The sequence below is a fragment of the Tessaracoccus luoxuelianae genome, assembly GCF_054483915.1.
On the sequence record NZ_CM137013.1, the window covers coordinates 763,292 to 788,316 of the forward strand.

Sequence of the window (25,025 nt, forward strand, 5' to 3'; positions counted from 1 at the left end):
ATGAGGAACCGCCGCGGCTCGCGGACCGGAAGGGCTTCTAGAAATAGATGGAGTCGACCGCAGTGCGGAAGCGCTCGAGGCTGTAGCGACGCCATGCCCACTCCTGGGCTGATGTGGCTCGCGCCACGGCCTCATGGTTGTTCCTGAGTACCCGGATGAGGGCGCCAGCGAAGTCGATGGGTGCATCCGCGAGTCCGGCGAACAGTTCGACGTCGCCGATGCCTTCAGCCCCGATGGTGGTGGTGACCACGGGCACTCCCTGCAGGAGCGCGTCGATGGTCTTGAACTTCACCCCGGCGCCGGCCAGGAGCGGAACTACGACAGCGCCCGCGCTTCCGTACTCGTCGTCGAGGTTCGGGATGAAGCCGAGGAGGTCAACCCGGGGGTAGGTGTTGGCGATGTGCTGCTGCACCGACGGGGCCATCGCCCCGCCGGCTACCCGAAGCACGGCGTGGGGAACTTCCGCCAACACCTCGGGCCATACCGAGTCCAGGAACCAGGACAGCCCGTCAACGTTCACCTTCCGGGCCATGAAACCTACGAACAGGACCCGACCATCATCGGTGGCGACATGCAGGGGAGCCTCGCCCTCGGCGAGTGGAGGATCGATCACGACGACGTTGCCTACACCCGCGGGATCCAGCAACTCCTTGTCCTTTTCGCTGAAGACCACACAGACGTCGGCGCGCGCCACGGCGCGTTGCTCCCACCTGCGAGCGAGGAACGCTGCCCATCGCCACCTGGTGCGGCGCAGAGCATCGGGCGCGGCTGCCGCGGACCGGTCGCACTTCTGGCTCATCACGTCGTGGAAGGTGAAGTGGAGTCGCGCCCGCGGGTTGACGAGCCTGGCGACAGTCGACAGCTTGGTGTAGGCGGCCCACTGGAAGTCGAGAATGCGGGCTTCGCGGATCCGTCGCCGCACATGGGCGTTGGTGAGGATGTCAATAGCCGGCGCTAGGGGGATCGGCTGCGAGTCGATGCGCCCGAGCTTCGACTCCAGCCAGTCTGCGCCGCGATAAACGCCCCGACGGACCCGCGACGGACCGTCCGAGCGCCCGAGCAAGATCACGTCAGCCGCGACGCCAGGCTGGCGGAGCGAATGCCGCAGGCTGGGGCGATCCATGGCCAGCCAACTCGGTGCCGCGTGGCGGGAGACAGCCTCGTGAAGACGGCGGATGTACTGTCCGCCCGCATGCTCGATGCCAGGATATGGGACGGCGGGTGAGAGGAAGACGATTGGCCCGTTGATGGTGGGAGCGCCATCGATGCGCTGGGCGGCACCGGACGCAGACGCTCGTGGCCGGCGCCTGCGTCCGAGGACCGACCGGCACGCGTCTACGGCCGCCTCGCCCCAAGCCCGCCAGCTGAGGACCGCTTCGGCGCGCTCAAGGGCCGCTCTGCCCATGGCCTCCCTGAGGCCGGCGTCCACCAGGAGAGCGACCTTGTCAGCCGCCGCAGCGACCTCACCGGGAGGAACCAGGAAGCCGGAAACTCCATCCTCGACAATGCTGGACACGCCCCCTGTGTCGGCAGCGACGGCCGGCAGGGCGAACGCGGCCGCATCGGTAAGCGTGACCCCGGCCGCGCTGCTCGTCGAGAGCTCCAGGAGCACGTGATGCGTGGCATACAGCTCGCGCATTCCATCGGGGGAGACTCGGCCGACGCCGCGAACCCCATGGGGCAGGCCGGGGGCGCTGCCTGCCACGGTCAGCTCAACCTCCACCCGCCGTCGCCTCAGCTCCTCCCACGTGGCCAGCACGTCGGGACCCCATCTGCGTTCCCAGTCGCTGGAGACCATGAGGAGCTTGAGGGGGCCAGCGGGCGGACGGGACGGCTCCTGACCGGTGGGTCGGATGGCGGGCCCGAAGGGCGCAACGGTTACCTCGTCGGGGGCGAACGCCGCGTCGCGGATGAGGGCGTCGCGCGCCCACCCGGTGGCGGCGAGGGTGTGACAGGTTCGCCGGGCCGAGCGCCTGGCCTGGACGTGGGCCTGAAGCGCTGACAGTGGGTTGAGGTTGCTGAACAGCGGGTAGAAGTCCTTGATCGCGCGGAACGTCGTATCCGAGACCTGCACCACCGGGATGTCGGTGTCCAGGAACGCGATGTCCTGTGAGGCCGCGACGGCGAGGATCACGTCGACGGGGTGTTCCTTCAACCGGCGCCCCAACGCCCGACCGCGCTTCACGCTTGTGGCCACTGCGTGGCCGACGAGGTAGCGCCGGCCGAAGCGGCCGTCGAGAACGCGGGCCAACGCGCGGTCCACTATGGAGTCCGGCACCTGCTTCGTCACGAAGGGGACCACATCCGCACGTTCCTTCAGTGCGGCGACCATAGGCCGGACCATGCCCGACCAGGCTCGCGGGTCGTCAATGTCCCACGGAGTGACGACGCCGATACGCACTGCCCCAGAGTAATGGACCTCAGCTGTCGCCGAAGGATCCGAGAGAGTGCGGTCCCAGGGGATCGACTGGAGAATTCGGTGCTGTCGATCGGCAGAACTCCACATAGTCCTGGATGTGGTCGTCGATGTCGTACAGGAGGGACGCGAACACGCCGAGCACTGCGTCAGAGGAGTGGCCGAACTGGGTGCCCCAGGTCATGCGGGGCACGTACAGTCCGACGACAGGACGGCTCAACCTGTAAGTCGCTCGCGTGTGGCTTCATCCAGTGAACAGGAGAGGGAACCCGAGATGCAGATCAACAGTTGCTCACACTGGCGGTGGGCGTGGTTGCCGCGTGGTGCAGTGCCGACGACATCGAACACCGTGAAGAACCGCTGAGGGGTGAAGGGCATGGCGGCGAACTCCAACGCGGCGAGCGACCCCCGCACATCGTGCGCGCCTGCCAGTGGCACAAGTCTGCCGGGCCCATCCCTCATCGGGGTCGGCTAACGATGGGTCACCGTGCGAAGTCTCCGATCACGAGGCGACTTCAGGCCGACCTCCGACCGGTCTGCTCTCCACGCGCGGCTGTTCTGTGAATCCGCCCACGAGGCGGACAATGGGGAAATGCCGACGCTTGCTGTCATCCCCGCCCGCGGTGGGTCCAAGGGGATCCCGCGGAAGAACCTGACCGACATTGGGGGTAAGCCGCTCATCGTGTGGACTATCGAGCAGGCCCTCGCGGCGCCGGGCGTTCGGGTGGCAGTCTCGACGGAGGACGCCGAGATCGCAGAGGTGGCCGCGGGCGCCGGCGCGTGGGTCATCGAGCGTCCCGCGGACCTCGCCCAGGACGAGACCCCCACCGAGCCCGTCGTCGAGAACGCGATCCGCGCCTGTGCCGAGCAGTTCGGCCGGCCGGAGTGCGTCCTGCTGCTGCAGGCTACGTCGCCCGTCCGGCTGCCGGGGACGATCGCAAGGGCGCTCGCACAGTTCGACGCCAGCGGCGTCGACTCTCTCGTAGGCGTGGTGCCGACTCCGCCATTTCTCTGGTCTCTCGAGGAGGGCAAGGCCGTCGCGCACTGGGACTGGGAACACCGACGCCGTCGTCAGGATATGGCATCAGAGCAGTTGAGATTTCGCGAGACCGGCTCGCTCTACCTGACCCGTACCGAGATCTATGAGGAGACCCACAACAGGATGGGAGGTAGGATCGGCCTGTTCGTCATGGACGAGGCCGAAGGCATCGACATCGACACAGTGAACGATCTCGCACTTGCTGAGGCCGCGCTCAGCAGGTTGTCCGAAACCGGTGCGTCCCGCCAGCTATGACAGATGGACGGCCCGCGATACTTAGCCGCGCGGCCCCAGAGCAGTCGCAACCTCCGGATGGCGAACGATTGCATGCTCGATGAGGAGCTGGGAACCTAGCGCCGTCACGTGATCACCGTCTGAGTACAACGGCTCGCCGTCAAGCCACCGGCGACACACGTCAGCGTCGCATGATGCGTCGTGCACAGACACGACGGTCGCATTCTGCACCGTTCCCACCACCCGTGTGAGATCGGCCGTGACCGCGCGATGCCGTGGCTCGAAGTAGGAGCGGTCCCATTCGCACACCGTGCCCGGTAGCGCCACGGAGCGCCTGGCGGTGCAACTGAACATGTCGAGTGGCCATGCAGGACTGTCATCCAGCACAAAGACGGGGAGGCCAAGTGGGTCGAGCCCACGCAACGTCTGAGTCATCCCCTCTTCTTCGGCCGACGAGAGACCGCCGCCGTCCCTGCCAAGGGAACGGCTGTACATAACCGCGCCGATGGACGGTTGACGTGACACGTATTCGACGACGGCTTGGACCCCGGCTGGAGAGCCGAATGGCTTGGGCGACCGGACAGTGATGATCTCGAGGTTCAGCCCTGGATATGTCTCGACTAGTCCGGGCAGCAGATGCTCGGCGTGGCTGTCGCCAACCAGGAGAACCGTGGTGCGGCTTCGGTGGTAGTCCCGCAGAGACCATTGGACAGCTGCGCCATCGCGGGATCCTGGCACGGCGTGAGGCCCGCCTGCGCCACTTGTTCGGCTGCCGTCGGGGCGCTAACCCCAGGACTCCCAAGACCGAAGGCTGGGGTCAGGACTTGGAGGAAGAAGATCCACTCAGCCGCGGCAGCGACGGTGGGGGCAGCAGAATGGCCCCCACCGTCCTCGCTACACTTCTCGCTCCCTGGACCTGGAGGGCCCGCATCGGCTCTTCGACGTGACGGTAGCTGAGGTAGGCGGGGAGGATCGACACCGTCGCGGCGATGATGGGCGCAGTGCCCGAAAAGGGCCAGATGGCCTTCGCGACGACGATGAACGGCCAGTGCCACAGGTACAGGGAGTAGGACCAGTCGCCGATGGTCACCATAGGCTTTGACGCGAGGACTGCAGAGAAAGGGTTCGGAGCCCCACGCCCTGCGGTGATCAGCAGGAGGGTCGCCACTACCGGCACGAGTGTCCACTTCCCGGGGAATGGAGTCTCGGGAGTGATCGATACCAGCCCCCACACCATCATCCCGCTGCCGGCGAGACCGAGGATCGGAAAGGTTGCTTTGGGGAGGTTTCGTGCATGGCTGATGATGAGCGCCAGGAGGCAGCCGGCCAAGACTCCCACGCCCGTGTGGACGGTCCGTAGTAGCCGAACGGAAACGCGGTTCCCATACGGTCCGAGGCCAAGGACCCGACCGCCAGTGCGCCGAGAAGAGAGAACGGCACGAGCCAGCTCCAGCGTCGGCCGATGCGCGAGCCAAGGCCGAGAGCGACGAGCATGACGGCAGGCAGTACCAGGTAGAACTGCTCCTCCACGGAGAGGGACCAGGTGTGGAGCAGGGGGTTCTGCTCAGCCGCTGTGCCGAAGTAGTCGCCCGTGCCTTCGGCGATCACCCAGTTGGCCACTCCGAAGGTCGCTCCCAAAGCCGTTGCGAAGGTTGTCTGCTGCGGTCCGAGCGGGGACAGGAAGAGCACGGCGAGGATCACCGTCACGATGTTCGTCACCGCGAGAGCAGGTCCTAGCCGCTTGATGCGGCGGATGTAGAAGCGACGAAAGGAGATGGTCCCCGTGGTGGCGTGCTCACGCAGCAGCATCAATGTGATGATGAAGCCCGATGTGACGAAGAACACGTCCACTCCGATGAACCCACCGGAGAGAGGAAGTCCGGAGTGTCCGGCCAACACCGCCAGCACGGCTACGGCGCGGAGGCCCTGGAGATCGCGGAGGCGGCCGGGCGATGAGTCGGTGGTGGGCGGACTCGTCATGATGCGCTGATCCTAAGGGGCAGCAGCCCAAGAGCGGCGTTTGAACCGTCAGTACGGCATGGGCTCCTCGGGGCGGGCGCAGGCGTCGAAGGGGTGATAAGCCAGCCTCGAGGAGAGTCACGACGCGACCGTCGATCCCAAAGAACACCACCAACGAGGTGGTGACCCAGACTCACAGCTTAGCCTCGATCCACCGATGGGTTGGGTGGGTTGAGCGTGCCGTGACGAACGAATGCCCTTGCTACTGGGATATTGGGACTTGTCTAGAGTCAAAAATCACCAAGTAGGAAGAGCATCCGTCAGATGCAACTCTCTCATACTCCTCACGCTGTTTCTGTCAGCTTCGATGACCCGAATCTTGTGTCGGCCGCTGGGCTGGTCCCGACGATGAGACTGGCCCAAGCTGCGGGGCTGCAGGACCTGGGCGATGCGCACTTGAGTGTCCCCACCGACAAGGGCGCCAACGCCGGCGCGAAGGTCACATCGTTGGTGGCCGGGATGGTTGCCGGAGCAGACTCCATCGATGACATGGCCCTGCTGCGCCACGGCGGCATGAAGAAGCTCTTCTCCAGCATCTATGCCCCCTCCACGTTGGGGTCGTTCCTGCGGAAGTTCACCTTCGGGCATGTCCGCCAACTCGACGCCGTCGCGTCCCGGTTCCTGGCCGCACTGACCGGGCTGACCTGGCTGCTGGGCAACCCGCAGCAGGCTTCCAGGACTCCCGGGGTCGCGTTGCTGGATGTTGATGACACCATCATCGAGGTCCACGGCCACCAGAAACAGGGCGCAGGGTTCGGCTACTCCCGGGTGCGTGGGCTCAACGCCCTGATCGCCACCTTGGCCACCGCGACCACGGCCCCGATCATCGTGGCCCAGCGGCTACGCAAAGGGGCCTGCGGGTCCCCGCGCGGGGCGAACCGGTTGATCGCCGACGCGGTGAAACAGGCCCGCCGTCTCCTCCCAGCCGGAACGCCGGTGCTGGTGCGGATGGACTCGGCCTACTGGGGTCGGCCCTCGCTCTGGGCCGCCATTCGCGGCGGGGCCAACGTGTCAGTGACCGTCAAGATGAGCCCCACCATCAAAACCGCCATCGCGACCATTGATGAGCAGGCCTGGACCACGATCAAGTACACCGACGCCATCTTCAACCCCGACACCCAACAGTGGATCTCGACCGCAGAAGTCGCCGAGGTCGCCTTCACCGCGTTCTCCTCGCAGAAGAAGGCTGAGCAGATCCCTGGACGGTTGGTGGTGCGCCGGATCCCGGACTTCAACGCCGCCACCAAGGCCGCCGCCGGGCAGGACGGACTCTTCGACACGTGGCGGTTCCACGCCTTCTTCACCACCACCGACCCGACGGTGTTCAACACCATCACGGCGGACACAACCCACCGCGGCCACGCGGTGATCGAGCAGGTCAACGCCGACCTGAAAGCCTCCGCCCTGGCTCACCTACCCTCGGGGGTGTTCACGGCCAACGCCGCCTGGCTGGTGCTGGCCGTCATGGCCTTCAACCTCACACGCGCCGCAGCCACCCTGACCGGGACTGGACTGGCAAAGGCCACCACCGCCACCATCCGCCGCACACTGATCACCGTCCCAGCCAGGATCGCATCCTCAGCCCGCCGGCTCGTGCTGCATCTACCAACAGCCTGGCCCTGGGAAGCCGCCTGGACTGACCTGTTCAACCGGGTCAACGACCCACCCGCCCCAGCAACGGCCTGACCACCCCAGCAGCCACCCCTGCGCAACCCCAAGGAACCCTGGACACCACGGACAGCAAGGTCCGATGCCCCTTCACACCCTCACACCAGAAACCCGGCACCACCAGCCAGAACCGCACGGGCACAGTCGAAAACCCGTCACGCAGCACACAGGCTCTCATCGGTCGGTGGATCGAGGCTTAGACACCGCCCTAGGCGCTCTTCGAGCGCCAGGGGCGGCACCGCAGCCAGCGGGAGCGCCGGGCCGTGAGGAGCATGGGGGCACGCGCCAGGGCCGCTACTCAGCCTCCGGGCGGGTCAGCCGGCGAGCAGGGCCTCCTCGGCTTCCTTCGTCCACACGCCGTCGTTCAACAGCGCCGCGACATGCGGCAGCTTCTCCGCCATGTCCACGAGGCGGGTCAGAGGGAGGTCGTGCAGCGACGGGTAGACCATGATCTTGCCGCCCGAGGTGCGGTTCATCACCGACTCGATGGCGTCACGGAAACCGGCCATGCCGGTGACCGCGTCGAGGGAGATGTGGGTGTCGATGATCCCCTCCTCGATCTTCCGCAGCACCGTGCGCATGTCCGACACGTCCGAGCCGCTAGTGCCGAGCATGAAGATCTGCCGCTCGATGATGCCCTGCAGGTCGAACGAGCCGGTGGTGCCCGCCGGGATGCCGGCGAACGCGTTGATGATCGCGCCCTCGACGGCGAGGTCCACGGCCTGCGCCACCAGCGCGGGCACGGGCACCATGCACGAGAGGTGCGTGTAGCCGGGCTCGAGCTTCGTGGTGCCGGTGTTGATGATGCTGAGCTCGATGCCGTTCTTCTCCGCGACCGGGCGGGTCAGCGACTCGAGGTGTGCGAGGCGCTCGTCGCTCAGGTCGGTGCCGGCCACCGAGATGCCCGCGATCCCCGACGTCAGCGCACGGATGGTGTGCATCTGCCCCATCGGGCCGGCGGCGCCGATGATGGCCACCTTGTCGCCCTCGCGGATCTCGCCGTTGGCGGGGATCCAGGCGTACCCGTCGGCCGGGTCGGACCCGGTGGTGCCGCAGAAGCGGATGAAGTCGTAGTGCACACGGCCGATGTCGAGCTTGACCGGGCCCTCGATGCGGCCGCCGTCGAGCACCACGCACAGCACCCCGCGCATGCCGAGCAGCCCGCCCAGGCGCTCCAGCACGGCCACGTCCGAGCCGCGGTAGATGATGTCATCGAACGCATTCCCCGCGAGCGTCTCGACGTCGCCGGGCTCGAGGCGCACGATCTCGGCCGGCTGGTTCGACTCGGTCAGGGCATCCAGCCCGGAGACCTCGCCGTCGGCCACCACTAGCATCCGCCCGCCGGCCTTCGGGTGGTTGCGCTCGGCCCACGCGTACGAACCCTCGACGGTGGCCCAAGGCTCGATGAGGCCCACGGCCGCGGCGGACGGGCCGTCGGTGACGTGGATGAGGAACTTCTCGCCGTCGGGCGCAACCACGCAGCGCTCGTCGACGACGACGTACTCCTGCAGGGCGCCGTCGAAGTTGTACCCGAAAGCGCCGTTGGAGGCGGGGGTCTTGAGGTGCTTCCAGTCGGCCTGCACCAGGACGCGGTCGCCGACGGCGAAGTGCATCACCAGCTCGCCCACCGCGACAATGCGGGCCACGGGCTCATGCCCGGGCACCACTGGGGCGGAACCGGGGTGGTAGCTGGGGATCTCGGCGAGGGCATCGAGGTCGATGCCGGAGACCACCTCGGCCTTGCGGGGGTGCGAGTCGAAGGCGTGGAGGAGCTTGGTGTCGCTGAAGCAGATGCCGCAGGACTCCACCTTGAGCAGCAGCTGGGTGGGGCCGACGGGGTCGACCGGCTTGGCCGGGTTGTGGATGAACTCGTCCACCCCGGTGATCTGGATGGCGTGCTGCGTGGCCGGGAACTCCGTCACTGCTACTCCTTCGTCGAGCATGACTGTGTGCTGTATTGCCCTCGAATCTATGCCAGCGTCGCCCCCGTGAGAAGCTATCGGCAGGCAATTGGGCATCCGCCCACGGCGCTGCCGCCGGGGTGGTCGACGAAGGAGGCCGGGCGCGATGCTGACCCCGGAAGCAGGCGATCTCGACCTCGCCGTCCGCGCGGCCTGGCTCTACTACGAGGACGGGCTGACGCAGGCGCAGGTGGCCGCGCGGCTGTACGTGTCGCGGCAGACCGTCGGCCGGCTGCTGGAGACGGCGCGCCAGCAGGGGATCGTGCGGATCGAGATGGACGCCAACTACCTGGCCGCCCTCGGCCTGGCCACCCAGCTGCGCGAGCGGACCCCGCTGACCGACGCCGTCGTTGTGCCGACGCTGAGCGGGCCCCTGAGTAGGGAACGTACCAACGAGAGGGTCGCGGCCGCGCTGGCGGCCTACGCCCGGCGCTACCTGCATCCCGGGGTGGTGGTGGGCGTCGGCTGGAGCGACACCGTCGCCCGCGCGCTCACTGTGCTCTCCGCCGAGTCGCTCGACGGCGTCACGCTCGCCTCGGCCGCCGGCACCATCGACAACGTCGCGCAGCTCGTCGCGGAGAACCCGGCGGCTGTCCGCTGCCTCCGCACTGTCCCGTCGCCGCTGTTCGTCTCGAGCGCCGAGCTGGCGGAGTCGCTGCGGACCGAGGACGCCGTCGCCAAGGTGTTTGACCTGGCCCGCAGCGCCACGCTGACACTGACTGGGGTGGGCGCGGTGCGCCCTGGAGGGTCGGCGGTCCGGACCGGGATGGTGACCGACGATGACGTCGCGGCCTACGCGGCCGCCGGGGCGGTGGGGGACATGCTCGGCCACTGGTTCGGACGTCGCGGCGAGGAGATCTCCGGGTCCGCCTCGGACCGCTCGGTCTCGCTCAGCCTCGCCGAGCTGCGGGCCCTGCCGAACGTGGTGGGCGTGGCCGCCGGGGCCGAGAAGGTCGAGGCCATCCGCGGCGCCATCGCCGGCCGCTACCTTGACGTGCTGGTCACCGACGAGCCGACGGCGCAGGCCCTGCTCAGCCGGCCCACGCCCCCATGACCTCGCCCTCGGAGCCCCTGGCCGAGACCATGCCGGGCACCGTCGTGGTGGTGGGGTCGATCAACGCGGACCTCTCCGTCGAGGTGGCCAGGCACCCCACCCCGGGGGAGACGCTGCCGGGCCGGGACGCTTCGATGCGCCCCGGCGGGAAGGGCGCCAATCAGGCGGTCGCTGTCGCCCGGCTCGGGGCTACCGTCGCGATGGTGGGCGCCGTGGGTGACGACGCGAACGCCGAGGTGGCGCTGTCCGGGATCATCGCGGCCGGGCTCGACCGGACGCACCTGGGGATCGTTCCTGGACCGACGGGGCTGGCCATCGTCGTGGTCGACGCGGTGGGCGAGAACTCCATCATCGTGGTGCCGGGTGCGAACGGGCACGTCGACGCGGCATTCGTCGATGAGGCGGCCGACACGATCCGGGCCGCGGACGTCGTCGTCGCGCAGGGCGAGATCCCGGCCTCCGGCACAGTCCGGGCCGCGGAGCTGACCGCCGGCCGCTTCGTCCTGAACCTGGCTCCCGTGACCGCCCTCCCGCTGGAGGTCATCCGTCGCGCCGATCCCCTCGTGGTCAACGAGCACGAGGCGGGGCTGGTCCTCGCGATGCTGGGCCCTGAACGCGAGGCCTCTCAGCAGGACGCCCACTCTGAGGTGGCGCGTGCCCTGGTCGGCGCAGGGGTGGCCTCCGTGGTGATGACGCTGGGCGCACAGGGCTCGCTCGTCGTCGGCCGCGACACCGAACTCACCGCCGTTCCGTCGGCACCGGTCACCGCCGTCGACTCCACCGGAGCAGGTGACGCGTTTGTGGGCGCACTCGTCTCCCGCCTCGCCGCGGGCGAGACGCTGGTCGACGCGGCCCGTTTCGCCTCGCGTGTGGGCGCCTTCGCCTGCACGCGGCCCGGAGCCCAGGACTCCTACCCCGGCCTCGACGACCAGCTGCCTGTGCTGCCCTGAGGGGGATACGCACCTGTGCGTATTTCCCGTGCGCCCCCGCTGGGGGAGTGTGGTGCCACGCCCGGACAGCGGGCCCGACACGAGAGGGGAGCTCACCCATGAGCGCGAAGCGGATATGGCTGAAGATGGCGGCTGCGAGCAGCGTCGTCCTGCTGGGGACCACCACGGTTGCCTCGGCGCACCACTGTTACAAGGACCAATGGGCCGACGCCGCCTACCAGCACCACCTGGCGGGAGGGACCGCGTGGGTGTCGCTGAGCGACATGGGCGCTGAGTTCCTCATCCCCGACCACCTCAAGGAGGCCTGCGGCTGGGCTGCCGACACCGCGGTTCAGGACTTCATGGAGGCAGAGGGCCTCGAGCAGGAGCCCCTGATCCACTCCAAGGCGGTCACCGGCGGCGGCGCATACGCCAAGGGCAAGGCGCCCAAGCCGTTCAGCTACCTCACTGAGGCGCAGTTCGGCTCGCTGACGGAATCGCTCCTGGGCTACGTGGCCGAGTGCGCGTCAGAGCTGCCGGACTGACCTGATGGGATGGGGCCGGGGAGCCATCCCCACCCCTGCGCCCGTAGCACCGCCGTCAGCCTGTCCGCCGCGCCCAACTTCCGGTACAGGTGCTCCAGGTGCTTGTGGACCGTCCGCTTGGAAACTGCGAGCCGGGTGGCGATGGCCTGGGCCGTGAGCCCGTCGGCCAGCAGTTGCAGCACCACCCGCTCCCGGGGCGTCAGGGGGCACACCTCCTCCGTTTCTCCGACGGTGGCGAGGGCCGCGACGTGGCGGTCGAGGGCCCGCAGCAGGGGCTGGAACACCGCCATCGTCTCGACTGCGCGCTGGGTGATCGGGTGGTCGGAGACCAGCACCCAGCCTGTATACGGGGAGGACGCGCTTATGGGGTCGAGCGGCACGCTGAGCTGGTGAACGCTGAGCCCGAGCCGTTCGATGACGCCCATCGTGGAGGGGAGGAGCCCGAGTCCGGCGCGCATGGCGTCCACCATCAGAGCAGGCGTAGCTGAGCCGACCCGGGCCTGGAAGCGCGTGAGCGGATGCAGTGCAAGGTCCGCGGGGGTGGGCAGGAGGTGTGGCGGCGGCGCTGGCGGGGCGCCGTCGACGAAGAAGCTCACCGAACGGCGGGTGAAACTCACCCGCGACACGATGTCGGTGCCGGTCGCGTCGCGGAGAGCCGCAGCCAGCCGTGTGCGTGCGATACCCGCTGCCGGCGCCTCCAGGACGTCCGCCGCCGCTCTGACCAGCACCTGGGTCGAGTCCATGGTTCAGCCTGCCACCTGATCCACCGCATGTCGAGACCCTTGTCAGGTCAATGGGGTGCCTCGACCCTTCCGCGGCCCGGACCCGAAACCAGGCGTCAGGGGTGGTGCAGCGGACCCGAGCCGTTTGCCGCCCAGGCGGCGAGGTCCCGGAGGAGGTCGCGGTGCCCGGCGGAGTCGTAGGATCGCTCGTCGTGCCCGAGGAGGTCGACGGCGACCCGCGCGGCGCCGTGCCGGCGGATCCAGGCGGTGGGCTCGGGGCCGTTGGGGCCGGCGTGAGTGGCCACGACGTGGCGCCGACCCACGAACTGCAGGCTGAGGTAGCGCTCGTCCTCCACCCGGAACTCGCTGGGCTGGCCGTCCTCCTCGATCGGGATGCGCCGGATGGTCGCCGTGTCCAGCGGGGGGTGCCAGGACCGCTCGGGTACCCAGATGGCGCCGACGGCGGCAGCCCAGTCCGGGTAGTCCCGCAGGCTCGCCACCGCGATGTGGACCGCCAGCACACCGATGCCGCGGTCGAGCGCGGCAGCCAGCCCGACGGGTCCGGGGGCATCCGGAGGGAGGCGGTGGTCGGTGTCAGCCCACGGGTCGCCGGCATTGACCACCACCAGGTCCACCCCGTCGAGGCTGGTCATGGCGTGGTCGACGTCGTGGTCAACCTCGACGATGAAGCCGGCCTCGGCGAGCGCCCCGGCGATCCTGGGCGTGGTCCGGTCGAAGGGGTGCCACGGGTCCGCGTAGCGGCCCGTGCCGCTGGCGATCAGCGCGCGCACGGCCGTCAGCTGGCCACGAGCTGTGGCCACCCCGTCGAGAAGTACTCGACGAAGGGCTCGCCCACGCAGTTGTCGCGGAGCTGCTGCTTCGAGACCGGGAACGACGGCCCGGCGTAGGTGGGGTTGGCGAGGATCCGCTCCGCGATCCGCTGGTCCGCGATGGCGGCGCGGCCGACGACGACGAAGTCGACGCCCGTGGCCAGCGCGGCTGTCGCGGTGGGGGCGCTGGTCACCTTGCCCGCGATCCCGAGCCGGGTGCCTCCACGGGGAAGGTCGACGAAGTGGCTGACCAGCGGGGCGTCGCCGTCGGCGGCCCCCTCGGGGAGCTTGGTGACGTCCCACAGGGACAGGTCGAGGTGGTCAAGACCGCCCTCGGCCATCAGCTCGGCGCTCAGCTGAGCGATCTCGGGGGTGCTGAGGCCGAAGCGCTCGGTAGACAACCGGAGCCCGAGGTGGAAGTCCGACGATGTGGCCGCGCGGACGGCGGCGATGGTCTCGCGAAGGATGCGCGACCTGCCGTGGAGGTCGCCGCCGTAGCCGTCGTCGCGGGTGTTGTGCGCGTCCAGGAACTGGCACAGCAGGTAGCCGTGGGCCCCATGCAGCTGGACGCCGTCGAATCCGGCCTGCTCGGCACGGGCGGCGGCTGCCGCGAATCGGGCCACCACGTCCTCGATCTCGGCCGTGCTGAGCGCCCTCGCGCCCGTGCTGGCGTCGTCGAAGGGACCGACGGCGGGCTCACCGGATGCGGCGGGGTCTGCCTTCGCACCGCCGTGGTGGATCTGGACCAGCGAGGCGGCCCCTGCGTCGCGGATGCCAGAGGCCAGGCGCTCCAGACCGGGCAGGTGTGCGTCGTCGCTGATCCCGAGCTGCCCGTTCCACGCCTTCCCCGCCTGGGCCACATAGGCGGCCGCGGTCATCACCATGCCGAAGCCATGGCGGGCGCGGGCCAGCAGCCAGTTGATCTCGGTGTCCGACAGCGTACCGTCGGGGTGGGACTGCTTGTTGGTGAGCGGCGCCAGCGCGAGGCGGTTGCGCCAGGCGGGGCCGTGGGAGAAGTCGAGGGAATCGGAGAGCTGCGTCACAAGACTGAGACTACTTGGCGGGCACGAGGCCCCCGCCGGGGGCCCACGGTCCTGGCGGCGACGAAGAGAGTGAGAATCCGGGGAGATGGCCCTGTATGTGCCCTATCTCCCCGGAATCTCACTCGGAAGGAGTCTCGGGAGAGGGGTGAGGGGCGATCCGCGGTCGCGAACCATAGTCGAGCAGGTGGCGATCCATACATCCAGCAGGTGGTGAACCATACATCCAGCAGGGTGCCGCCCTGATGCGGCCCGCACCTGGGTGCACGACACGCCGTCGCACCTGCCTCTCGCCGTCGCATGTGCGCATGGAGAGCGGGTCGGACGGCGTGTCGTGCACGAGGGGGGAGGCCAGGCCTCCGAGGGGGCGGGGGAGCGAGCGACGGTTGGGCCGCGGCCCCATCGCCGTCCGCGTAGGCTGGGCCGCATGTCAGAGTCAGAACAACCCACAGAGAAGTTGGATCCCAAGGAGGCCATGCGTCAGGCCCTCGAGCGCAAGAAGGCGGCAGAGCACCTGTCGGCCGCGCAGGGCGTCGAGGCGGACCGCGGCCAGGGCCACGCCCACGGCAAGGTGGGCGGCAAGCGCGAATTCAGGAGGAAGTCGGGCGGCTGACGACCGCGGCACCCCGCCAGCCTGCGGTGGGTGTTCCTCCAGAGTGGGCCTCGGGTCGCTGAGGAGCTCGAGACCCGATCTGGTGGAACACCTACCGCGGGGGCTGCCTTCCAAGCTCCAGTCCAAGCCCCATGAACAAGCGCGGGTCGGTTTCGACGCAGCTGGCGCTTCGCGCCGGTTGGCTAATCCGAAAATGCCCCGTCGCACCTAGTCAGCTCGATTAGCTGAATACGGCATTTTCCGCGCTGAACGGGCGCCCCGCGAGGGGCGACCCTGACTCAACCAGCGGTGTAGGCCCGGCCCGATCAGCGGAGTAGGGCCGGTTGGCTCGATCAGCGGAAATGGCAAGTGGCCCGCCCCTCAGGGGGCGGGCCACTCGTCGTTCGCCGGGTATCAGTCGGCCAGGCGCTCGTTCAGCTTGGTCAGCAGATCGATCGCGGCGGCCGGGATGATGGTGCCGGGCGGGTAGATCGCGTCGGCGCCGTGCTCGCGGAGCTCGTCGAAGTCCTGGGCCGGGATCACGCCACCCACGACGATCATCAGATCCTCGCGGCCCAGCTTGTCCAGCTCCTGACGCAGCGCGGGAACCAGGGTGAGGTGTCCGGCGGCCAGGGAGGAGACGCCCACCACGTGGACGTCGGACTCGACGGCCTGGCGGGCCACCTCTTCCGGCGTCTGGAACAGCGGGCCTACGTCGACGTCCATGCCGAGATCCGCATAGGCGGTGGAGATGACCTTCTGGCCACGGTCGTGACCGTCCTGGCCCATCTTCGCCACGAGGATGCGCGGGCGGCGACCCTCCTTCTTCTCGAACTCCTCGACGAGCTTGCGGGCTGTCTCGATGTCCTCGTTGGAGCCGGCTTCGGTGTTGTACACACCTGAGATCGTACGGATCTGAGCGGTGTAGCGGCCGTAAACCTTCTCCAACGCGTCGGAGATTTCGCCGAGGGAGGCCTTCGCGCGGGCTGCGTCGATGGCCACCTTGAGCAGGTTGCGGTCAGGATCTGTCGCGTCGGGGTTCGCTGCCACCCAGGTGAGGCGCTCCAGCATCTGCTGGGTCTCGGCCTCGTTGCGCTCGGCGCGGAGCTGCTCCAGCTTGGCGATCTGGGATGCACGGACGGACTTGTTGTCCACCTTCAGCACCTCGAGCGGGTCCTCGCTGTCGAGGTTGTACTTGTTGACGCCGATCACCGGCTGGCGGCCGGAGTCGATGCGGGCCTGAGTGCGGGCCGCGGCCTCCTCGATGCGCATCTTCGGGATGCCCTGCTCGATGGCCTTGGCCATACCGCCGGCCTGCTCCACTTCCTGGATCCGCTCCCATGCCTTGCGGGCGAGCTGCTCGGTGAGCTTCTCCACATACGCGGAACCTGCCCACGGGTCCACCGTGCGGGTGGTGCCCGACTCCTGCTGCAGGAACAGCTGGGTGTTGCGGGCGATGCGGGCGGAGAAGTCCGTCGGCAGCGCGATGGCCTCGTCGAGGGCGTTGGTGTGCAGCGACTGCGTGTGCCCCTGCGTGGCGCCCATGGCCTCGACGCAGGTGCGCACGACGTTGTTGTAGACGTCCTGCGCGGTCAGCGACCAGCCGGAGGTCTGCGAGTGCGTGCGCAGCGACATCGACTTCGGGTTCTTCGGCCCGAACTGACGCACCAGCTTGGCCCACAGGATGCGCGCGGCGCGCATCTTGGCGACCTCCATGTAGAAGTTCATGCCGATGGCCCAGAAGAAGGACAGGCGAGGCGCGAACTGGTCCACGTTGAGGCCCACGGACTCGCCGGCGCGGATGTACTCCACGCCGTCGGCCAGGGTGTAGGCCATCTCGATGTCCGCCGTCGCTCCGGCCTCCTGCATGTGGTAGCCGGAGATGGAGATCGAGTTGAACCGGGGCATGTTCGCCGAGGTGTAGGCGAAGATGTCGGCGATGATCTTCATCGACGGTGCGGGCGGGTAGATGTAGGTGTTGCGGACCATGAACTCCTTCAGAATGTCATTCTGAATGGTTCCGGCGAGCTGCTCGGGCTTGACGCCCTGCTCCTCGGCCGCGACAACGTAGAGCGCCAGCACCGGAAGCACCGCGCCGTTCATCGTCATGGAGACCGACATCTGGTCCAGCGGGATCTTGTCGAACAGCTGGCGCATGTCCAGGATGGAATCGACGGCGACGCCGGCCATGCCCACGTCACCGGCCACGCGGGGGTGGTCCGAGTCGTAGCCGCGGTGGGTGGCGAGGTCGAACGCGATCGACAGGCCCTTCTGGCCGGCGGCCAGGTTGCGGCGGTAGAACGCGTTGGACTCCTCAGCGGTGGAGAAGCCCGCGTACTGGCGGACCGTCCACGGCTGGTTGACGTACATCGTGGCGTAAGGCCCGCGGAGGAACGGCGGGATGCCGGGCGCGGTCTCGAGGAAGTCGAGCCCGGCCAGGTCCGTATCGCCGTACAGCGGCGGCACCAGGATGCGCTCGGGGGTCTGCCAGCCGGCGGAGTGCCCGGTGGACTCGATGATGGCCTCGAACTTGGCCGCGGCGTCAGCCGAGACCGCCTCGGTCAGCTCGATGTCTGTGAAACGGGGGACGGTCATGCTCAGGCTCCCATCTTGTTCAGGGTGGTGGTCAGCAGTTCGACCACGTTCATGCCGTCGAACACGTTGCCGTCGACGGCGCCCTCGGCGCCCTCGCCCAGCTCCTTGATCTGGCCGGCGACCAGGACGGTCTCGGCCCCGGCGGCGCGCAGGGCCTCGGCCACTGCCACGCCCTGGGCGGCGTAGACCCTGGCGCTGGAGCACAGCACCGCGACCTTCGCGCCCGACTCGGTGAGCTGCCGCGCGAAGTCCTCCGGCGTCTCGCCCTCGGCGAAGATGGTGTCGAGCCCGCCCACATGGAGCAGGTTCGAGGTGAAGCCCTCGCGGCCGCCGAAGTCGCGGCGGGCGCCGAGGCAGGCCAGCAGCACCGACGGCGCGTTGCCGGCCTCGCGGGCGGCAGCCGAACGGTCGCGGAGGTCCTCGAACACCTGGGTGTCGCGGACCACCTTCAGGCCGCCGAGCTCCGGAGCCGCGGGGCGGGCCTTGCGCTCGAGCGGGGCCTCCTCGTGGTTGGGGAACATCGACACACCGGTCAGCTGGATCTTGCGGGTGGCCAGCTGGGCCGCGCGGGCGGCGTTGACCTCATCCAGCTGAGCCTTGACGGTGCCGTCGGCCAGGGCCGCGGCGAAGCCTTCGCCGTCGAGGCCCTGGAACACGGCCCATGCCTTGTCGGAGAGCTGCTTGGTGAGCGACTCGACGAACCACGAGCCGCCGGCCGGGTCGTTGACGCGACCGACGTTGGACTCCTCAGCCAGTACCACCTGTGTGTTGCGTGCGGTGCGACGGGAGAAGTCCGTGGGGAGGCCCGCCGCGGTGTCGAAGGGAAGGACGGTCTGAATCTCGGCCCCGCCCGCGGAGGCCGCGAAGCAGGAGATGGTGCCGCGCAGCATGTTGACGTAGGCATCGTCGCGCGCGATCTGGCGCTCGGAGGTGACGGCGTGCTGGATGGCGCCCCGCTTGGACTCGGTGACGCCCAGCACTTCGCCCACCCGCGACCACAGGCCGCGCAGCGCGCGCAGGCGGGCGATGGTGGCGAACTGGTCGGTGGTGGAGGAGACGCGGAACATGAGCGAATCGAAGGCCTCGTCGACGGTGAGGCCCGCCTCGGTGAGCGCGCGGACGTATTCGACGCCCACGGCCACGGCGTAGGCCAGTTCGTGCACGTCGCCGGCTCCGGCGTTGTGGTAGACGGTGGCGTCCACGACGACCGGCCGCACGCCCGGGTAGGGCTTGGCCAGCTCGACGGCCTGGGCCAGGACGCTGAGGTCCGCGTCGGTGCCGGCCAGGGCGGCCGCTCCGATGGGATCAACGCCGAGGTTGCCGGTGAGCGTGGCCGCGTCCTTGTCCGAGGCGGCGAGGAACTCGACCAGCGCCGTGGCTGCGTCGAGCTGCTGCGTCTTGGAGGTCAGGTAGACCGGGGCGAGGTCCAGCAGGACGTCGGCCAGGACGGTCGGCAGGTCCGCCACCGCGACAGCATCGGGATCAACGCGCACGTAGACGGCGGTGCCGCCACGCTCGAGATCGGTGAGGATGGCGCGCCGGGTCTCGGCCGCGTCGGGATCCTCATGCAACTGGGCGATGTGCCACGCGTCCATCTCGCCGTCACGCACCGTGGTGCCGCGGACGAAGGGGGCCACGCCCGGGTAGCCGAGCTCCTCCACGCCGTCGCTCTTCACGTACAGGGGCTTGATGGTGAGGCCGTCGACGGTGGAGCTCGACAGGCGCTTGTACGCCTGCTCGACTGTGAGCTCCTTGCCCTCGGGCCGCTTTCGGTTCAGGACCTTCAGGACCTCTTTCTCCCAGTCCGCCTGGGAGGGAGTGTCAAAGTCTGCGGCCAGGCTGATGTCGGCCGCACTGGTGGCTTGATCGCTCATCGCTCTCCGTCTTGTCTCGGGGGGTTTACACCCACGCCACCACACTAAACCAGCGGGGTACCCCTCCGAGGCTGGGGCGGTGATAGGTCAGACCGACCTCTCCTGGTATTCTCAGCGCCCGCGTTCGGCCCTGGCCGGGGGTCGGTCGCCGCGGATGGAAGCCACCATGTCGAGGGTGCGACGGGTAGCGCGCACGTCGTGGGCGCGGAAAACGGTTGCCCCAAGCCAGGCGGCGACGGCGGTGGCGGCCAGGCTGCCCTCGAGCCGCTGGTCGGCGGGCAGGTCGAGGGTCTCGCCGACGAAGTCCTTGCGGCTGATGGCCTGAAGCACCGGGAACCCCAGCGCGACGACGCGGTCCGTGGCCCCGACCAAGGCGAGGGAGTTGGGCGTGGTCTTGCCGAAGTCCAGGGTGGGGTCGACGAGGAGGCCGTCGGACCTGACCCCGGCGTCGAGGGCTTTCTGGGCGCCGGCGCGGAGGACGCGGAGGACATCTTCAACGACAGCCTCACCGGGGCCGTAGTCGATTCCGCTGGGATCGGTCCGCGGGGGGAGCCCGCCGGTGTGGGAGACGACGTAGCCGGCGCCGAGTGTCGCGGCCACGTGGACGAGATCTGGGTCCGCGCCCTGCCAGGTGTCGTTGACGAGGTCGACGGCGCCCTCGCAGGCCTGCGCAACCTCGGCGCGCCAGGTGTCGAGGCTGATGGGCAGTCCCGGGAAGCGCTCCCGGAGGGCGAGGACGAACGGGCGGACGCGCGCGATCTCCGTGGCCTCGTCGATCCACTCACCCTCCTGGCCTGCGCGGACGCCTCCGACGTCGACGAGGTCGACGCCCTCGTCCACCATCTCGACGGCGCGGGCGAGGGCTGCATCGTCGTCGAGGTAGCGGGCGGAGGCGTAGAAGGAGTCCGGGGTGCGGTTGATGATGCCCATCACAGCGGGCCGGGAGGCGTCGAAGCGGAGTCCGCGCAGGACGAGCGGGGCGGGCTGGGGGAGGGTCACGCCGCGAGTCTAGGTGGGTGTCGCGATGGAGTGGTGGTGCTCTGGTTGGGGACTGGATTGAGCCGGACACGGCTCTCGGTGTCCCACCTTGAGCCGGACTTCGGACTCGCATCCCTTGAACCGATCAAATCGATCGATTCAGCCAACGACACCAGGATCAGGCTCAAGACAGGCCCTCGAAAGCAGTGTCCGGCTCAAAGCCCTTCGCCAGAAGCCGTGTCCGAGGGGTCGCGTGACCTCGTCGGGGCTCGGGCCCGGGTCCGCGATGCGCTCGAGGAGTTGGCTCCGGAGGCCTTGGCGGCGGGCATGACGCTCGCCGTCGAGCCGCTGCACCCCATGTACGCGGCGGACCGCGCCGTCGTCTCCACCCTCGGGCAGTCGCTGGACCTGGTCTCGGGGCTGGACCCGCGGGCGGCCGGGGTGACGGTGGACACCTTCCACATCTGGTGGGACCCGGAGGTGCTGCCGCAGATCGAGCGCGCCGGACGGGAGGGGCGGATCGCCGCGTACCAGGTGTGTGACTGGCGGGCGCCGCTCGAGGCGGACGTGCTGCTGTCGCGGCATCAGCCTGGCGACGGCGTGATCGACTTCGAGACGCTGACCCGGGCCGTCGAGGCCACCGGATACGACGGCGACGTCGAGGTGGAGATCTTCAACGCCGCCATCTGGGGCACGGATCTCGAGGTGGTGGCGACACAGACCGCCGACGCGTTCGGGCGGTGGGTCGCGCCCCACCTGCGGCCCTAGACTCATGCAGGTGAGCCCACAGCAGCGCCGCTACGGCACAGCCACCCTCGTCGACGTCGCCCAGGAGGCGGGCGTCTCGTTGGCGACGGCGTCGCGTGTGCTGAACGGGTCCACCCGAAAGGTCGCGGAGTCGTACCGCGAGCGGGTTCGTGCGGCCGCCGACAAGCTGGGCTACACGGTCAACGTGTCGGCGCAGGCGGTGGCGAGCGGGGCGTCGGCCCTCATCGCTCTGCTGGTGGCAGACATCGCGGACCCCTACTTCGCGCAGGTCGCCGCCGGTGTCGCACGGGCGGCGGATGAGGCCGGATTCCTCGTCACCATCGCGACGACCGGGCGGGATCCGCAGAAGGAGGCCACGCTGCTGCGGGTGCTGCGTGGTCAGCGGCCTCGCGGGGTCATCCTGGCCGCCTCGCGGATGGCGCTTCCCCATGAGCCTGTGCAGCTCGAGATCGACGCCATCCACGGGATGGGCGGCCGGGTCATCGCGCTGGGCCCTGGCGCCTCAGAGCTTCGTTCCGTGCTCATCGACAACTGGGGCGGGGCGAGGGCGCTCGGCGTGGCGCTGGCGGCGCGCGGATACCGTCGGGCGGTCGTGCTTGCCGCGCCCCGAGGCTTGATCACCACGGACCAACGCCAGGCGGGTTTCACCGACGGCTTCACCTCCGGCGGTGGTCAGATCGTCCGGGTGCACCGCGCGGCGTTCACCCGTGAGGGCGGTGCGGACGCGATGCGCGAGGCGCTTGCGGTCGGCATCGAGCCGGGCACGCTGGTGTTCGCTCTGAGCGACGCGGTGGCGCTGGGTGCGGTGCGGGAGCTACGCGAGGAGGGTCGCGAGCTCGGGTCAGACGTGGCGATGGCGGGGTTCGATGACATCCCCTCCTCCAGCGACGTGACCCCACAGCTGACCTCGGTCCGCATCCCGTTGGAGGAGGTCGGCTATCAGGCGGTCCGGGCGGCGATCGACGCCGACTGGGTGCCGGCCCCCCTGCCCCTCGAGGTTCACCTGCGTAACAGCACCCCGCCCGTTGGCGCTGCCTGAGGCGCACCCCGCCTGGCTGAGGTGCCGGGAGCCCTGACACGAGGTCCGGGCGGCCGTTGCCCGCACTCTGACCCTTCTCCCCAACGGTGGCCACGGGTGCCGGGAGCACTGACACGAGGCCCGTGCGGCCCTTGCCCACACTCTCCGTGTTGATCGCGGCATGGTCCTTGGTTGAGTAGATGAGGCCGCCCGGGCCTCGTCTCACTGCACCCTGCACTCGTTTTCCCTGTGGCGGGGTGCTGTCCGGGCGTGTGCCGTCAGGGCTGCCCTGACTCGGGTCTGCTGAGGCGGGATGCCAGTTGGATGATCCTCGGGTTGGGCATCACAGCGCACAGCCGCCCTGCCGTCACTCACCCTCGCACCCAACCGACCTCCATCGTCGACTCATTTCGGGGCGGGCGGGCCCTGTGGCGCCTGCGGTAAGTCTGGCCGCCCGCGCTACAGCGCCGGCGGCCGAACATAGGTCAGGCGGCTCCCGGCCGCCTGCGATACAGGGCTGGCGTCGAGGCGCAAGGCAGGCGTCGGGGCGCAAGGCAGGCGTCGAGACGTATGGCAGGCGACCGGGACGAGGAAGCTAGGCGGCGGGTGGTGGGGGTCGGGGCAGGTTGGGTGGGCGTTGATGACGGACGCGCAGCGCGAAGCGCCGCCGCCGGCATCATGGGCGGCCCGGCCCCCACCACACGCCGCCCAACCCGACCACCGCGCCACGGACAGGGATCAACCGGCCCCCACCACACGGCGCCAGACCCGGCCACACCTGTCGACCAACCGCAAGCCGAGTGATCAGCTGTCCGCACGGAGGTTGACGTGGAGGGCAACCGCGTCCATCGCGGGCATCTCGACGGTGACCTTGCCGTCGGCCACCACGAACGGGCCCTCCTCGCAGCGATCCTCCGCGGTGGGCGGGGCCGGCGAGGCAGCCGCGTCGCAGTACGCGCCGTCGGGCAGGTTCGTGGTGAGGGTGGCGCTCACCGGGGTGCTCGTGTCGTTGACGGCGATGAGGCCTCGGTCGCCTCGATCGAACGCCACCGCGTACCCCTGCTTCCACACGTTCTCGACGGGCGCGTCGCCCACCACCGCGACCCACTCAGCCAACCCCGCGACATCCCGGTGCTGACACAACCAGGCACCATCCTCCGGATCCTCCGACGGCGCCGCGCACGCTACGTCGTCGACCCGGCCGTCCGTCTGCGGCGCCCCGGCGTCGTGGTCCGAGAACGCGTAGCCGGAGTAGACGATCGGAGTGCCGTAGTCGATCCCCAGTAGCAGGGCCGTGGCCACCCTGAACTGGTCCCCATCCTTGGAGTTGAGGGTCTGCCCGTTGCGTTCCGTGTCGTGGTTGGTGATGAACGTGAACGCCTGCTCAGACGGAACCTCCCCGTCGCGCATCTCTAGGGCGCGCGAGACGGCGCCGCCGGGCACCACGCCGGAGATGTCCTTGGCCACCTGGAACGCAAAGACGGCGCCGGCGTCGAGATAGTCCTCCGGCTGGATCGGCTCGCCGCCCCCTCGGATGACCTCGGAGATGATCAGCGGCTCCCCGTCGAGCCTCCCGACGATGGCCTCCACGTCGGTCGCGGACATGTGCTTGGCCGCGTCGATCCGGAAACCCGCGACGCCGAGGTCGGTGAGGTCGTTGAGGTAGGCGGCGATGGTGTCGCGGACCTTCTCGCTGCCGGTGTCCAGGTCCGCGAGGTTGACCAGTTCGCACTCCTGCACCTGCTGCTGGTCCGAGTAGTTCTCGATGTCGCCTGAGACCGTCATGGGGCAGTCGTGGAAGTCCTCTGGACCGTACAGACCGGGGTAGTCGTAGTGCGTGAAGTCCGTCCCCGCGACGCCAGTGCCGCCGTCGATCCCCGCCATGTGGTTGATCACGGCATCGGCGATCACGTCCACACCGGCCTCCCCACACGCGGTGACCATCTCGGCGAACTCCTCGCGCGTGCCCAGCTTGGACTCCAGCTGGTAGCTGACCGGCTGGTACGACGTCCACCAGGCCTCACCGTCGATGTGCTCCTGCGCGGGGGAGAGGAGGACGAACCCGAACTCGTGAGGCCCGAGCACCTCGGTGCACTCCTGGGCCACGGATCGCCACGGCCACTGGAAGAGCTGAACCCCGACGGTGGGGGTGGTCTCGACGGCGGGCTCGGGGGCCGCGGTGCAGGCGCCGAGGGCAGCGGCGCCGAGGAGCAGAACCGGGGTGAGGACGCGTCGTCGCATGTCGGCCAGTGTAGGCGGTCGCGGGGATCGGACGCCCGGTTCTGGCGTCGAACCTAGACTGGCCGCATGAGCAAGCTCGGCATCATCATCAAGACCACCGGCGCCGCGGTCGCCACCACCGTCACGCTGGTCTCCGCGCTGCGGGAGAATCCGCAGATCGCCAAGAGTCTCGATGATCTGGTGGGGAAGCTGAAGTCGGCCACGGATGCGAACAACCCCAAGATCCGCTTCGACGCGAAGATGGCGGCCATCGACACCGCTGCGGACGCCGTCGAGCTGGCGTTCCCGGAGGCGACGGAGCCCGCGGGTTGGCATCGACACGCGCAGGCGCTGCGTGTCCGAGGTGAGCTCATCTGGGGAGCGAACTCCGGTGGGACCAGGCGGAAGGCGATGAAGGCGCTGAACGCGGAGACCGCGGAGCTGTTGGAGCAGATCAACCAGAGGTTGGCGTCGTTGCAGAAGCAGCTCCCCGCCGACGACCCTCGCGCCGGCTGACGCTCCA

21 protein-coding genes and 1 pseudogene are annotated in these 25,025 nt (G+C 69.1%); 9 read left to right on the forward strand and 13 right to left on the reverse strand.

Annotated elements, in window-relative coordinates:
• Positions 1-37 precede the first annotated feature (37 nt).
• Positions 38-2,332 carry a glycosyltransferase gene (locus ACX1D1_RS03130; RefSeq protein ID WP_459055876.1) on the reverse strand — a complete coding sequence of 765 codons (2,295 nt, stop codon included), beginning with the start codon at positions 2,330-2,332 and terminating at the stop codon, positions 38-40.
• Positions 2,333-2,420: 88 nt separating this feature from the next.
• A pseudogene (locus ACX1D1_RS03135) lies at positions 2,421-2,878 on the reverse strand (sugar 3,4-ketoisomerase).
• Between the two features lie 130 nt (positions 2,879-3,008).
• On the opposite strand from ACX1D1_RS03135, the gene ACX1D1_RS03140 reads away from it, so the two are divergent.
• Positions 3,009-3,710 carry an acylneuraminate cytidylyltransferase family protein gene (locus ACX1D1_RS03140; protein ID WP_459055877.1) on the forward strand — a complete coding sequence of 234 codons (702 nt, stop codon included), beginning with the start codon at positions 3,009-3,011 and terminating at the stop codon, positions 3,708-3,710.
• Positions 3,711-3,731: 21 nt separating this feature from the next.
• On the opposite strand, the gene ACX1D1_RS03145 is transcribed toward ACX1D1_RS03140, so the two are convergent.
• From ACX1D1_RS03145 to ACX1D1_RS03155, 3 genes are all read right to left on the reverse strand, one after another.
• Positions 3,732-4,427 (reverse strand): SGNH hydrolase domain-containing protein, encoded by a 696-nt coding sequence (locus ACX1D1_RS03145; protein WP_459055878.1) that lies wholly within the window; start codon positions 4,425-4,427, stop codon positions 3,732-3,734.
• A 79-nt stretch (positions 4,428-4,506) separates the two neighbouring features.
• Positions 4,507-4,782, reverse strand: a complete 276-nt coding sequence (locus tag ACX1D1_RS03150) for an acyltransferase family protein (RefSeq protein WP_459055879.1) — start codon at positions 4,780-4,782, stop codon at positions 4,507-4,509.
• Positions 4,783-4,925: 143 nt separating this feature from the next.
• Positions 4,926-5,669, reverse strand: coding sequence for an acyltransferase family protein (locus tag ACX1D1_RS03155; protein WP_459055880.1), 744 nt, complete (start codon positions 5,667-5,669; stop codon positions 4,926-4,928).
• 303 nt (positions 5,670-5,972) lie between these two features.
• Between ACX1D1_RS03155 and ACX1D1_RS03160 the strand changes: the two genes are divergently transcribed.
• Positions 5,973-7,394: an IS1380 family transposase gene (locus ACX1D1_RS03160; RefSeq protein ID WP_459055881.1), complete on the forward strand. Its 1,422-nt coding sequence runs from the start codon at positions 5,973-5,975 to the stop codon at positions 7,392-7,394.
• Positions 7,395-7,690: 296 nt separating this feature from the next.
• Here ACX1D1_RS03160 and ACX1D1_RS03165 read toward each other — a convergent pair whose 3' ends face one another.
• Entirely contained in the window at positions 7,691-9,298 is a 1,608-nt protein-coding gene (locus tag ACX1D1_RS03165) for an alcohol dehydrogenase catalytic domain-containing protein (RefSeq protein WP_459055882.1), read from the reverse strand.
• 145 nt (positions 9,299-9,443) lie between these two features.
• Here ACX1D1_RS03165 and ACX1D1_RS03170 point away from each other — a divergent pair, with 145 nt between their 5' ends.
• The 3 genes from ACX1D1_RS03170 (at position 9,444) to ACX1D1_RS03180 (ending at position 11,865) form a co-directional block, all read left to right on the forward strand.
• Positions 9,444-10,391: a sugar-binding transcriptional regulator gene (locus tag ACX1D1_RS03170; protein WP_459055883.1), complete on the forward strand. Its 948-nt coding sequence runs from the start codon at positions 9,444-9,446 to the stop codon at positions 10,389-10,391.
• Positions 10,388-11,341, forward strand: a complete 954-nt coding sequence (locus tag ACX1D1_RS03175) for a ribokinase (RefSeq protein WP_459055884.1) — start codon at positions 10,388-10,390, stop codon at positions 11,339-11,341. Before ACX1D1_RS03170 ends, ACX1D1_RS03175 begins: the two co-directional genes overlap by 4 nt.
• A gap of 98 nt (positions 11,342-11,439) precedes the next feature.
• Positions 11,440-11,865, forward strand: coding sequence for a hypothetical protein (locus ACX1D1_RS03180; RefSeq protein ID WP_459055885.1), 426 nt, complete (start codon positions 11,440-11,442; stop codon positions 11,863-11,865).
• On the opposite strand, the gene ACX1D1_RS03185 is transcribed toward ACX1D1_RS03180, so the two are convergent.
• The 3 genes from ACX1D1_RS03185 to ACX1D1_RS03195 form a co-directional block, all read right to left on the reverse strand.
• Positions 11,829-12,608, reverse strand: a complete 780-nt coding sequence (locus ACX1D1_RS03185; protein ID WP_459055886.1) for a helix-turn-helix transcriptional regulator — start codon at positions 12,606-12,608, stop codon at positions 11,829-11,831. The two genes, ACX1D1_RS03180 and ACX1D1_RS03185, sit on opposite strands and share 37 nt — an antisense overlap.
• A 95-nt stretch (positions 12,609-12,703) precedes the next feature.
• Positions 12,704-13,408, reverse strand: a complete 705-nt coding sequence (locus tag ACX1D1_RS03190) for a ThuA domain-containing protein (protein WP_459055887.1) — start codon at positions 13,406-13,408, stop codon at positions 12,704-12,706.
• On the reverse strand, positions 13,384-14,460 hold the full coding sequence (locus ACX1D1_RS03195; protein WP_459055888.1) for an NADH:flavin oxidoreductase: 1,077 nt from the start codon (positions 14,458-14,460) through the stop codon (positions 13,384-13,386). The genes ACX1D1_RS03190 and ACX1D1_RS03195 overlap by 25 nt, the downstream gene beginning before the upstream one ends.
• Before the next feature lie 424 nt (positions 14,461-14,884).
• Here ACX1D1_RS03195 and ACX1D1_RS03200 point away from each other — a divergent pair, with 424 nt between their 5' ends.
• Positions 14,885-15,070 carry a DUF5302 domain-containing protein gene (locus tag ACX1D1_RS03200; protein WP_459055889.1) on the forward strand — a complete coding sequence of 62 codons (186 nt, stop codon included), beginning with the start codon at positions 14,885-14,887 and terminating at the stop codon, positions 15,068-15,070.
• A 393-nt stretch (positions 15,071-15,463) separates the two neighbouring features.
• Here the strand turns inward: ACX1D1_RS03200 and scpA are convergent, their stop codons facing one another.
• The 3 genes from scpA to folP form a co-directional block, all read right to left on the reverse strand.
• A complete protein-coding gene (gene scpA, locus ACX1D1_RS03205) occupies positions 15,464-17,644 on the reverse strand; it encodes a methylmalonyl-CoA mutase (protein ID WP_459055890.1) in 2,181 nt (726 codons plus the stop codon).
• A 2-nt stretch (positions 17,645-17,646) separates the two neighbouring features.
• The gene (mutA, locus tag ACX1D1_RS03210; protein WP_459055891.1) at positions 17,647-19,518 is read right to left on the reverse strand and encodes a methylmalonyl-CoA mutase small subunit; all 1,872 of its coding nucleotides are present in this window, start codon (positions 19,516-19,518) and stop codon (positions 17,647-17,649) included.
• A 111-nt stretch (positions 19,519-19,629) separates the two neighbouring features.
• Entirely contained in the window at positions 19,630-20,517 is an 888-nt protein-coding gene (folP, locus tag ACX1D1_RS03215; RefSeq protein ID WP_459055892.1) for a dihydropteroate synthase, read from the reverse strand.
• A 216-nt stretch (positions 20,518-20,733) separates the two neighbouring features.
• Between folP and ACX1D1_RS03220 the strand changes: the two genes are divergently transcribed.
• Together ACX1D1_RS03220 and ACX1D1_RS03225 are read left to right on the forward strand one after the other, a co-directional pair.
• On the forward strand, positions 20,734-21,264 hold the full coding sequence (locus tag ACX1D1_RS03220; protein WP_459055893.1) for a sugar phosphate isomerase/epimerase family protein: 531 nt from the start codon (positions 20,734-20,736) through the stop codon (positions 21,262-21,264).
• A 10-nt stretch (positions 21,265-21,274) separates the two neighbouring features.
• Positions 21,275-22,303, forward strand: a complete 1,029-nt coding sequence (locus ACX1D1_RS03225) for a LacI family DNA-binding transcriptional regulator (RefSeq protein WP_459055894.1) — start codon at positions 21,275-21,277, stop codon at positions 22,301-22,303.
• A 783-nt stretch (positions 22,304-23,086) separates the two neighbouring features.
• Here the strand turns inward: ACX1D1_RS03225 and ACX1D1_RS03230 are convergent.
• Complete coding sequence (locus ACX1D1_RS03230) at positions 23,087-24,523, reverse strand: alpha-amylase (protein ID WP_459055895.1); 1,437 nt, start codon at positions 24,521-24,523, stop codon at positions 23,087-23,089.
• 66 nt (positions 24,524-24,589) lie between these two features.
• Here ACX1D1_RS03230 and ACX1D1_RS03235 point away from each other — a divergent pair, with 66 nt between their 5' ends.
• Positions 24,590-25,018: a hypothetical protein gene (locus ACX1D1_RS03235; RefSeq protein WP_459055896.1), complete on the forward strand. Its 429-nt coding sequence runs from the start codon at positions 24,590-24,592 to the stop codon at positions 25,016-25,018.
• Positions 25,019-25,025: the final 7 nt, after the last annotated feature.